9 protein-coding genes are annotated in these 11,273 nt (G+C 44.2%); 2 read left to right on the plus strand and 7 right to left on the minus strand.

From position 1 onward, the window contains the following. Positions 1-43 precede the first annotated feature (43 nt). Positions 44-1,165, minus strand: a complete 1,122-nt coding sequence (mqnC, locus tag CJD36_RS13045) for a cyclic dehypoxanthinyl futalosine synthase (RefSeq protein ID WP_105039618.1) — start codon at positions 1,163-1,165, stop codon at positions 44-46. Positions 1,166-1,632: 467 nt separating this feature from the next. Beyond that, positions 1,633-3,132, minus strand: coding sequence for a glycoside hydrolase family 10 protein (locus CJD36_RS13050; protein ID WP_105039619.1), 1,500 nt, complete (start codon positions 3,130-3,132; stop codon positions 1,633-1,635). A 537-nt stretch (positions 3,133-3,669) separates the two neighbouring features. Here CJD36_RS13050 and CJD36_RS13055 point away from each other — a divergent pair. Next, positions 3,670-4,194: a YkgJ family cysteine cluster protein gene (locus CJD36_RS13055; protein ID WP_145959415.1), complete on the plus strand. Its 525-nt coding sequence runs from the start codon at positions 3,670-3,672 to the stop codon at positions 4,192-4,194. A gap of 199 nt (positions 4,195-4,393) precedes the next feature. Further along, on the plus strand, positions 4,394-5,323 hold the full coding sequence (locus CJD36_RS13060) for a YihY/virulence factor BrkB family protein (protein ID WP_105039621.1): 930 nt from the start codon (positions 4,394-4,396) through the stop codon (positions 5,321-5,323). Positions 5,324-6,050: 727 nt separating this feature from the next. On the opposite strand, the gene CJD36_RS13065 is transcribed toward CJD36_RS13060, so the two are convergent. The 5 genes from CJD36_RS13065 to CJD36_RS13085 form a co-directional block, all read right to left on the minus strand. Further along, positions 6,051-6,521, minus strand: a complete 471-nt coding sequence (locus CJD36_RS13065; RefSeq protein ID WP_105039622.1) for an SRPBCC family protein — start codon at positions 6,519-6,521, stop codon at positions 6,051-6,053. Positions 6,522-6,747: 226 nt separating this feature from the next. Continuing rightward, on the minus strand, positions 6,748-7,227 hold the full coding sequence (locus tag CJD36_RS13070; RefSeq protein ID WP_105039623.1) for a hypothetical protein: 480 nt from the start codon (positions 7,225-7,227) through the stop codon (positions 6,748-6,750). Between the two features lie 174 nt (positions 7,228-7,401). Continuing rightward, positions 7,402-7,860, minus strand: a complete 459-nt coding sequence (locus CJD36_RS13075; protein ID WP_105039624.1) for a hypothetical protein — start codon at positions 7,858-7,860, stop codon at positions 7,402-7,404. A gap of 293 nt (positions 7,861-8,153) precedes the next feature. Beyond that, positions 8,154-10,133 (minus strand): alpha-ketoacid dehydrogenase subunit alpha/beta, encoded by a 1,980-nt coding sequence (locus CJD36_RS13080; protein WP_105039625.1) that lies wholly within the window; start codon positions 10,131-10,133, stop codon positions 8,154-8,156. 579 nt (positions 10,134-10,712) lie between these two features. Continuing rightward, the gene (locus CJD36_RS13085) at positions 10,713-11,249 is read right to left on the minus strand and encodes a hypothetical protein (protein WP_133162638.1); all 537 of its coding nucleotides are present in this window, start codon (positions 11,247-11,249) and stop codon (positions 10,713-10,715) included. Positions 11,250-11,273 lie beyond the last annotated feature (24 nt).

Raw genomic sequence — 11,273 nt, forward strand, 5'->3', positions numbered from 1 at the left:
CGTGCGGATGGACTTTTTTTGATTTAAATCTTATAATATTTACTTAGTATGTTATTACCTGCTCTTCCATTTTAGGCATGGCGCGGAATTCGTATTGCTGGTTGCGGAGTTGTGGCTCGAAGCCGGCTTCTCTTATAGCGTCCTGTATACCCTGCGCGGTGAAGCGGTGCGGGGCTCCTGCGGCACTTACTACGTTCTCCTCTATCATGATAGAGCCGAAGTCGTTGGCGCCCGCATTGAGGCACATTTGCGCTACCTGCTTACCCACTGTAAGCCATGATGCCTGTATGTTCTTCACATTAGGCAACATGATACGGCTCATAGCGATCATACGGATGTACTCTTCAGGGGTAGTGAGGTTCTTAGTACCACGGATACGCTGTAACAGTGTATCTACGTCCTGGAATGTCCATGGAATGAAGGCGATGAAACCCTTTGCGCCTTCGGGCTTTTTAGCCTGTACTTCGCGCAGCTTTACCAGATGTTCGAAACGCTCTTCGATGGTCTCTACATGGCCAAACATCATAGTAGCGCTGGTTGTAAGCCCTTGCTTATGTGCTTCGTGCATAATGTCTAACCACTCCTGTGCACCACATTTACCGTTAGATACCAGGCGGCGTACACGATCGTTCAAGATCTCAGCACCAGGGCCGGGAAGGCTATCCATACCTGCTTCGATCAACGCCTTGATCACATCATGGTGATTGCTCTTTTCCAATTCAGTGATGTGCGCGATCTCGGGCGGTCCTAAAGCATGCAACTTCAGGTTAGGGAACATGCTTTTCAATTGCTTGAACAGGTCTGTGTAGTAAGCCAGACCTAAACCAGGGTGGTGGCCACCCTGCAACAACAGCTGCTCTCCACCATATTTGAAGGTCTCTTCGATCTTCTCTTTGTAGGTGGCAATATCCGTTACATATGCCTCAGCATGACCGGGTATGCGGTAAAAATTGCAAAACTTACAATTGGCCACACAAACATTGGTTGTGTTCATGTTACGGTCAATGATCCAGGTGACCTTACCATGTGGTACCTGTATCTTACGGAGCTCATTGGCCACATAAGTTAACTCGGCAAGAGGGGCATGTTCAAACAGGTACATTCCCTCTTCTATGCTGAGAAACTCAAAGCGCATGGCCTTGGCATATAGATCTGATAATTGCATTAAAACAATAAATTAGGCTGTAAAATTACTGAATTACTATCATGCAAGTGATAAGTATTAATAATGGTGGTATTTAACAAAGTAAAAAGTAAAAACTTAAAAGTAAAAAGTGGTTGCTTAATGATTATGCGGTAGTAACTCAGGGCCTTCTTTCAATGTACAAAACGAATACGTCCGCTTGCGAGACTGCTTCGTTCCTCGCAGTGACGGCTTAATGAGCTACAAAACGAGTACGTCCTTACGTGAGATTGCTTCGCGAAGGGCTCGCAATGACACGCCTCTTTTTGCTTTCTGTCATTGGATTATGATTGCGGGAACCCGAATAGCTCCTCGCAATGACCCGCCAAGGTGGAACTCAAAGAGAGCCGGCCAGATGGCTGTTGGTCAGTAGATGCAACAGCAGCAGAGTTGGCCATCCGGCGATCTTTCAAGATGTGGCATACCTTAAAGGTGTACCACATCTCTGTTTACTTTTGAATGGGTAGTGTTATACCGTTGCTCATTTTGCTTTCGTTCCAGCTTCTGTCGAGGGCGGTAACGACGTAGACGCACTGTTTATAGTTTTTGGAGGCTGCATCGGTAAAAGATGAGGCCTGCTGAATAGATACGATCCTGTCGGTGCGTTCAAGGTTTATTGCTTCGCCATTGGTAAACCTGTATACTGCATATTTCAAAGGCTCCTTTTTAGGATTCGCAGTTTCCCATTCCAGTACGTTACCATTGGTTGTAGGGGTAGCTTTTACAACAGGTGCTGCTGGGGCAACGCTGTCTATCCACTTCATAACAGGCGGAAATGCAGGGTATTTGTTATAGACATTACACAGACTGTCTTTTGTAGGTTGTCCTATCTTATTGAAGCAAGATGTGCTGTAGTAACTACAGCCTGATGATGTACAATACTGGCGGATATCTCTTATCTGCCACAACAATTCATTAGGGCTTTTCCATGGGCCTACAGGCTTTTCAGACATGCGATAAACGCCAAGACCGAAGTACATGTGCCTGCCATAGGCATGTGCATTCCACCATGGGAGTAGTATGTTGAAGGGAGCTGCTTTGTGGCCATGTTCCCAATAGAGTTGCGGCATGAGGTAATCTACCCAACCCTTCTTGGTCCAGAGTATAACATCAGAATACAGATCATCGTAGCAGCTGGTACCGGCTGTAGTAGCAGATCCCTCGGGGTCTTTGGTTATGTTTCTCCATACACCAAAAGGACTGATACCGAACTTCACATAAGGCTTCACCATTTTTATTTTGGTATTGAGCTGCATAACGAACTGATTTACGTTGTCGCGTCTCCAGTCTTCCTTATTAGCGCCCTGTCCGTATTTCTGATAGCTTTTATTATCGCCGAAAGCTTGCCCCGGCACCTTGTAAGGGTAGAAGTAATCATCGAGGTGAACACCATCAATGTCATAGCGTTTAACCACATCCATGATCACAGTGATCACATAATCGCGTGCAGGCCACTGCCCCGGATCTATGTATGATTTGCCACCGTAGCTAATGATCCAGTCCGGGTGGGTGTGCGTAATATGGTTGGCAGGATTAGGATTCTGCTTGCTATCTACCAATGCCCTGAACGGATTGAACCAGGCATGAAACTCCATATTGCGCTTATGTGTTTCAGCGATCATGAACTCAAGCGGATCGTAATAGGGCACCGGTGCAACACCTTGCTTGCCTGTAAGGTAGTGGCTCCACGGCTCCAGTTCAGACGCGTACAAGGCATCGCTGGAAGGGCGTATCTGCACAATTACAGCATTGCAACCCAACGCCTTTAGTTCTTCCAACCTGGTTATAAATTGTTGCTGCTGCTCGCCGGAGGAGAGCCCCTGTTTGCTGGGCCAGTCGATATTCGCCACCGTGGCTATCCATGCCGCGCGGAGCTCGCGCTTTACAGGTGCTGCATTAGCAGTTGTGGCAATGAACAAACACAATAATAAAATGAGGTATCTACGCATAGTTGTGAGACTTAGAAGTGCCGTGGGTGGTTAGCAGGCGGCATAATGCAAAATTATTCTAATTAGCCGTAATAGAAAATGTAAAACTTTGGCTTAGCGGGTTAAAATCCTATGTTCCAACCTAGCCTTAATTATCGGCGGACTATAAAGTTATTGCGCCCCTGCAGGGCTTGACGATCTTTATTTTCCAGACCGGGGGCTTCACCCCCGGCTGTTATATTACGCCCCTTCAGGGCTTATCATCGCAATTAAAGTCAATGTCATTGAGGAAACCAACGCTAACCGATCTTAACATTTTCACTGTGTTATCTTGTTAATGGTAGCTGTAATGGTCTTAGCTGGAGATTGTTACCATAACGAATATAAATGAGGCTTCAATATAAATGGGTAGCTTTGTGTCATGTTGTACTTCTTCCTGCTGATAGGTGCTATTGCCGCGGTAATTGTGGTGGTGATAAGGTTTCAAAAAGAGCCTAAAGACTGATGATTATTTGCCGTTAGCGTATTGATGGATGTCATGATGGCTTCCGCTAAAAATTGATATATTTACAAGGCATTATGGACCTGAGTAAATTTAAGATCAAAGCTGCGAGAAAGAAAAAAGCCCTGTCAGCTTTTCTCTTAAAACTGGATGACATTGTTCCGCATGATATGCCTGAACTGGTAGCCAAAGTAGATGCGACAGTGTGGCAGGATACAAATTGTACCGCATGTGCCAATTGCTGCAAAACAATGACGCCCACTTATCTACAGGCAGATATTGACAGGATCTCCGCCCACCTGGGGATGCCTTCCGCAACATTCATTGACCAATGGCTGAAGAAAGAAGAAGGTTCTGAAGACTGGGTAAATACCACTCAACCGTGCCAGTTCCTGGTAAATGACATGTGCTCTATTTACGATGTTCGCCCGGCCGATTGTGCTGAATTTCCGCATCATGACAAGAAACCATTTGATGCCTATAACGAGACATTTACCAACAACCTTATGCACTGCCCGGCAACATTTACTTTGGTAGAGCGCCTGAAAAAGGTTGTAGAGCGAGAGTATGAATGGCTTTAAAAAGTAAAAACTCAAAAGTGAAAAGTTAAAAGTGGTTTATTGCAGTTAACCACCTCCTTCGTCAAAAGGAGGAGAGTGTGCTACGCAAGCGTTATGTAGTTTAAGCACAATTAGAACAATTAACTGTAAGCGTGAAAGTTAAAGCCATTGAGCAGTCATGGCATTATGATTGTAACAATGATTAAAATGGATCGATTAAATGGCATTTGAATTCCGCAAATACTTTCATGTACTCAAAGAGGCCGGTATTGAGTTTGCCAATGATAATGGCACCAAACTGAGTGCATCGCTGGCTTACTATACTATCTTTTCAATAGGCCCTTTGCTGCTGGTGGTGATATCTGTGAGTAGTATTTTTTATAAAAGAGCAGATATTACCACGAAGATACTAGACCAGGTGAGCGCGTTGGTGGGCACAACAGGTGCTGACCAGATAAGAACGATGCTCGATAATACCAAGACACAGGGTAATACCACACTCTTCAGCATTATAGGCATTGTGGTGCTGATATTTGGCGCCACGGGGATATTTACCGAGATACAAAGTTCCATCAACTATATATGGTCTATAAAAGCTAAGCCCAAAAAGGGATGGCTGAAGTATATAACCGACAGGCTTTTGTCGTTCTCTCTTATCATAGGCAGTGGCTTTTTAATGTTGGTCACGCTTCTCATTAACCTGCTGATGGACATACTGTCTGACCACCTGCAGCGTATACTGGGTGACGCCAACATTATACTACTAAAAGGACTGAACATAGGGCTGTTGTTTGTGGTGGTGACATTTCTTTTTGCCGTTATCTATAAGGTACTGCCCGATGCTGTTATTAAGTGGAAAGACGCATTGGTGGGTGCTGCGTTTACCGGTGTGCTCTTTCTGATAGGTAAATTTCTCATCGGCTATTACCTGGGTGCATCTAAGAGTATCAGCACTTATGGCGCCGCAGCATCGCTTATCCTGTTGTTATCATGGGTGTACTATTCTTCTATCATATTGTACTTCGGGGCCGAGTTCACCAAGGTCTATGCGCTTAGGCTAGGCAGTGGCATAACGGTGTATGATACGGCAGTATACATTGTAAAAAGAGAGGCTAAGGAACATCCGGAGGTGAAGCATCCGCATATGTAGGCGTTTGAACAGCTGATCTACTTGATTGGTGGATCGCCTAAAACGAATAATTCCCGATGTTCGGGTCAGAGACCCGTTATACTAGTCGTCACGAGAGCGCTGCGCTAACTCTCGCGACAGGTTTGTATTTATTTACTGTTATTTTGTTAGCCCAGTCGCTGTGTAGACGCAATTATGCGTCTTTACCAGAGAATTTTATTGTTGTTTGTATAAAAGTGGCAGTTTTTGCTAAAAGTGGCAGTTTTCTCTCTCTTGTTTTACTGGAACACCTATTGGGTAAGGGTTTTGTCGATTTTAACAAACTGCCACTTTCTGCCACTTATTGCCACTTTCTGCCACTTTTTTCGTGGAAAGTAGCAGTGTGCTTCGCGTGCCTTCCAATGACAGAGTGCAAATAGCGACCCAAAACAAATACGTCCCTGCCTACCGGCAGGCAGGCTTGCGTGAGATTGCTTCGCGAAGGGCTCGCAATGACACCGCTTGGGACGGTTGTTGCAGGGCTGAAAATTCTTCAGCCCCCAAGGGTTTTGGGTGTTGTTGATAAGGCCTATATGTCAAAGAACAGGATCAGGGTTTCACCTAATTTGAGTGTAAATTAATGTGGTAAAATGGGTTGGAAAAATAAAGATATTCACAAAAATGTGGACATATTGTGTTACTTAAAGGAATGTCAATGAGTTGTAATGGCTACTTGAAGTGAAATATTTTTTTTTTGGCGATAGGATCATTAAACCACCTTCCGCCACTCTTCTGTTTCAGCGAAATGTTTGACCATGTTGAATCGGTCTACGAGAAAACGCGTCATGTATTTTTTTAAGATCAGTTTATCGAATATTTTGCCAATGATGCCGAATGGCGATTCGTAAGTGAACATTTCTGTCATTAAAGTGGCACCGCCGCTTTCTTCAAAAAAATGTTGGTGATGGAAACTTTTGAAGGCTCCTTTCACCATCCTATCGGTGAAGTAGGTGGGTGATTCCATTTCTTCGATAACAACAGTGAGTTGCTGGCGAATAAAGAAGTGGGTAGCCTCCCAGGTAACAGTTTCGCCCCTGCTGATGAGCCCGGAAGTTTTGCCGGCTATGGCTATTTCATTGGTTTTGGAGGTAGAAAGCATGTGCAACTCTATGCTGCGGGAGAGGTCGAAGCAGCGTTGGGCAGGTGCATTTACATAAGCGGAAAGGAAGATCTTAGGCATAGCTTTTTCAAAGTTAAAAGTTAAAACCTAAAAGTGCCGACATGATTGGGAGGTTTGAGTGAATAGTTTGTTGGTTGGATGTATAACTATGTTGCCCCTGAATGCAACGTCATTAAGAATTGTTCGCTTAATTAAACATCCGAAACCTTCGGCATCGTTTCAAAACTACTATATGATTTTACTATAGACATCTGATACCTTCGGGATCACTAGTGACAGAAATAGGTTATGGTTTGGCAACATTAAATGAGCCATCGGTAACGACAGTAGAATCTACGGTAAAGTTGAAAGTACCGATCATTGCATAGGGGCTGTCGGATTCTATATTTATCTCCCCAAGTGTAGCATAGTGCCGCTCGCCATTGATGTAGTAAGTGGCAGATACGTTAGGGGGATCGATGAGGTAGTTTTTGGGACCTGTATAGTTAACAATGGAAAATGAAATAGTACTAGTTGTATCGTTTACTTTACGCGTGGCATTGATGTAGAGATCTGACATTACGCTATCATTTGCATACCTGATGCGATAAGCATAGGCCGAGTCGGTAGTCCATGCATGCCCATTAATGGTGGCATTCATGCCTACAGCGGTATCCTGGTTATTGTTTTGCTGCACGCTGTTGGTAACAGGATAGTGCTTTTTTTTCTTGCAGGCCACAAATGCCAACAAAGAAATTACCACTAATACTGCTACAATTCTTTTCATACTCAGTATATAACGTTATTGGGATGTTTTTTATTGTAATAAGGAGCGCTAGTGGCGCTCCTTATTGTTTTTAAATTATTATCTACAGCTAGATGGCTCGTATTATGTGGGAGACGCAAAATCTTGCGTCTCTACGCACTTGCATCCGAAGTTAGGTTTGAATTGATAGATATTCTAATAAACCCATGGCTTGCCGCAAACGTAGTTGCCATTAAGAATAGTAACACCGCTGGTACTTGTAAAGTTGAAGTAACCACTGATAACGTTGGTGCTTGCATCTTTAATAGCAACAATACCGCCGGTAGCCTGGTATTTTACACCATTGTGCAAGTAGTAGGCGCTTGCCTGTCCCTGAACAATAGAATAGGTGCCCGGATTGCCCGTGTATTTGGTAACAGTAATTTCTATTTTGTCGCCTGAGCTGCGCTCGTAGCCATCCATGATCAATGTAGTACCGGTATCTGCGATCTGCGATTTCTGCAGGCGCGGCTCGATATAGTCAGCATTAAAGGTATAGGATGCTATAGTTGCAGACATGGACGGTTCAATAGTAGGCGTACCTGTTTTAGTACATCCCGCGAACATAAATCCACAGCTTAGAATAACAATTATAGAAAATATGCTTTTTTTCATACCTGATATTTGTGCTAAGATAGCTTAAAAAGTTAAAAGTCAAAAGTTGGCCTAGTAGAAAGTCTTAAGTAATAAGTAGAAAGCAACAACCTGCGAGTAAAAGAAGGATTCTAATCCCACTATTTTCAACTTACCAGCTTGAATAGTTATTTCGCCCTTACAGGGCTAATACCCGGTTGTTTCTATTTCGAGGGGTTGAAACCCCTCGCTTTTTATTTCGCCCTCACAGGGCTTATTCTACTTCTTTCTTTTCGGAATCACCTAATGCCCAATAGAATTGCTCTTCTATTCAACTAGTAGTTCATCAATTTCTTTACAGCTTCGTCTAAACGTGAAGATGCCAGGAAATTTTGCTCCAGAATTACAGAGAAAGGCACCGGTGTATCGAGGCTGGCACAACGCACTATTGGCGCATCCAGGCTTTCGAAACAATGTTCGCCTATCCATGCAGCAAGCTCTCCACCTAATCCACCTGTCAATGTGTCTTCGTGCAGTATCAGCACCTTACCTGTGCGCTCTACAGCTTCTTTAATTGCTGTATAATCTAATGGCAACAAAGTTCTGAGATCGAGTATATCGATAGATAATTCGGGATGTTTGTCGGCATAGGCCTCTGCCCAATGTACGCCCATACCATAGGTAATGATGCTGAGATCGGTACCCGTTCTTGCTACTCTTGCTTTACCGATTTCAATAGCATAATACTCATCGGGCACCAGGCCGGAAACACTTCTGTACAATGCCTTATGCTCGAAGAACATTACCGGGTTAGGATCTGCCAATGCGGCGATCAGCAAGCCTTTAGCATCAGCGGGAGTAGAAGGATAAACAACCTTTAAACCCGGTGTGTGCGTAAACCAAGCTTCATTGCTCTGTGAGTGGAAAGGACCGGCACCTACTCCGGCACCCGTAGGCATACGGATAACGACATCGGCATTCTGGCCCCAGCGATAATGAATTTTAGCCAGGTTGTTGATGATCTGGTTAAAACCGACTGTCACAAAGTCAGCAAACTGCATTTCCATCATTGCCTTATACTTTTTGATGGATAAACCCAGCGCAGAACCAACTATTGCACTTTCGCAAAGCGGTGTATTGCGTACTCTTTCTTTACCAAATTTCTCTACAAAACCTTCTGTTACCTTAAATGCACCACCATATTCCGCAATATCCTGTCCCATAAGAACAAGATTTGGCAGCTGCTCCATGCTCTGGCGCAAACCTTCGCTGATGGCCTGTATAAATTTCTTTTCTGTTCCGGCAGTTGTAGGACCTGGAATGGGTGCATGTGTTACCGGCGCATATACGTCGGCTACTTCTTCTGCTGTATCTGCAACAACGGCAGGTGCTGCAAAACCAACAGCTATACCGTGTTCTATTTCTTTTTGAATTGTTTCCCTGATGGCTTCTATTTTAGCAGGATCAAGTACGCCCTGTGCGATCAAAAAAGCTTCATAATTGGCAACAGGGTCTTTTTTGCCCCACTCTTCAAACAATTCTTTAGGCACATATTTTACACCACTGGCTTCTTCATGGCCTCTCATACGGAAGGTCATACACTCCACCAGTATTGGTTTCTGCTCTGTAATGCAATATTCGCGGGCAGCCTTCATCTGGCTATATACCTCCAGAATATTGTTCCCATCTATTGTTATTCCCTTCATGCCGAAGCCCGGTGCTTTGTCGGCAATCTGCTTGCAAAGAAATTGTTCGTCGGAAGGAGTGCTCAAGCCATAACCGTTATTTTCTACAATGAAAATAACCGGCAAACCCCATACAGCAGCTACATTGAGCGCCTCGTGAAAGTCGCCTTCGCTGGTAGCGCCATCTCCGCTGAATGCCAGAGATACTTTATTTTCCTTTTTAAGTTTATGTGCGAGGGCAATACCATCGGCAATGGCCAGCTGCGGGCCAAGGTGAGATATCATTCCGCAGATGTGGTATTCATTAGCGCCAAAGTGGAAAGAACGCTCGCGTGCCTTGCTGAAACCGTCTTTTGCACCCTGCCATTGCATAAATAATTTATCGAACGGCATTTTACGGGCAGTGAATACACCAAGATTGCGGTGCATAGGCATTATATATTCATCTGCATCGAGTGCGAGGGTAGCACCAATAGATATGGCCTCCTGACCAATACCACTGAACCACTTGCTGATCTTACCCTGCCTGAGCAGAATAAGCATTTTCTCCTCTATCATGCGTGGGCGCAGTAACTCAGTATAGATATTAATGAGTTCATTATCGGCTAAACCGCGCTTATCGAATTCCATAAAAAAAATTTGGCGCAAAAATAGGTTTAATATTTAAGTTAAAAGTCAAAAGTTAAAACCCAAAAGTGTGTGATTGCAGCGCATGTGGCATCTGGTTAGATTTGACAACTCATTAGAAAGTTGCCAAATCTGAGATTTGCTTAGCGCGGGCAATCACAAGGGATTGCCCCTAGATAGAATATCATTGACTTAATGATTTTGTTGGTAGCACAAATTGGAGTGCGCCCTTACAGGGCTTTGTTATTGGCGTTTTGCCCACGTAGGGCTAGCGCCCTACGTTATTGAGTTTGCCCTTTCAGGGCAATAAGTTTAGCGTATTAAAATATAACGGCAATGACATTGGATTAAGGATATGTAGATTAATACCAAAGTTGTTTCGCCCCTTCAGGGCTTTGTTTTTTGTACCATATTTAACCGGGGGCTTCACCCCCGGCTGTTATATTTTGCCCCTTCAGGGCTTGCTAAAATTCCTCTCGGTTGCCCGTACAATTTCATTATGCTAACACGCAACTAACCCAAATAAATAAGCGAAACGACCAACTGAGTGGTCGTTTCGCTTATTAATATGCTTGTTAGTTATTAAAGTTGATCGTAGATCGGAGCATCTACGTTACGGTAGATACCATAGTACTGGTATGTTTTGCGGTGGAAACCTTTCTTGATCAGGCCATCTGTATCGCCTTCTTCAGGAACTGTGATCCATGCACCACGCTTGTTGAGCAACCAGCGATAGATACAAACAGTGTTAGCACCACGACGTGTCAATGCATAGAACTGCAGGTGCTTCTGAGTGTAACCCCACTTCAACATCTGATCGTCTGTGAATTCATCTTCGCAGATAGTGATGTGTGCACGAGTTACAGGGTTTGACCAGCCATATACTGCTACGCGGCCCGGACCAGGAGTGCGGTAAGCGAAGAATAAAAGTGTTTTATTGTTCCAACCCCAGTTGATCAACTGACCGTCCTGATATTCTCCGTCAGCTACCGTTACAAACTGAGCGTCCTGAGGAACATACCAGCGAAAAACGCGTACCAGGTCTTCCTGGGCGTAGGTCTTTGTGGTTAATAAGATAGTAGCTAATACCGTTGCAACTAGAATGATGGTTCTTTTCATGTTTGCTTTAATTTTCAAAAACTG

Source organism: Flavipsychrobacter stenotrophus, from assembly GCF_002954265.1.
GTDB lineage: Bacteria > Bacteroidota > Bacteroidia > Chitinophagales > Chitinophagaceae > Flavipsychrobacter > Flavipsychrobacter stenotrophus.

Bases quoted from the DNA above. Each gene is read 5' to 3' on its own strand.
- mqnC (WP_105039618.1), bottom strand. From the start codon at position 1,165: ATGCAATTATCAGATCTATATGCCAAGGCCATGCGCTTTGAGTTTCTC.
- CJD36_RS13050 (WP_105039619.1), bottom strand. From the start codon at position 3,132: ATGCGTAGATACCTCATTTTATTATTGTGTTTGTTCATTGCCACAACT.
- CJD36_RS13060 (WP_105039621.1), top strand. From the start codon at position 4,394: ATGGCATTTGAATTCCGCAAATACTTTCATGTACTCAAAGAGGCCGGT.
- CJD36_RS13065 (WP_105039622.1), bottom strand. From the start codon at position 6,521: ATGCCTAAGATCTTCCTTTCCGCTTATGTAAATGCACCTGCCCAACGC.
- CJD36_RS13070 (WP_105039623.1), bottom strand. From the start codon at position 7,227: ATGAAAAGAATTGTAGCAGTATTAGTGGTAATTTCTTTGTTGGCATTT.
- CJD36_RS13075 (WP_105039624.1), bottom strand. From the start codon at position 7,860: ATGAAAAAAAGCATATTTTCTATAATTGTTATTCTAAGCTGTGGATTT.
- CJD36_RS13080 (WP_105039625.1), bottom strand. From the start codon at position 10,133: ATGGAATTCGATAAGCGCGGTTTAGCCGATAATGAACTCATTAATATC.
- CJD36_RS13085 (WP_133162638.1), bottom strand. From the start codon at position 11,249: ATGAAAAGAACCATCATTCTAGTTGCAACGGTATTAGCTACTATCTTA.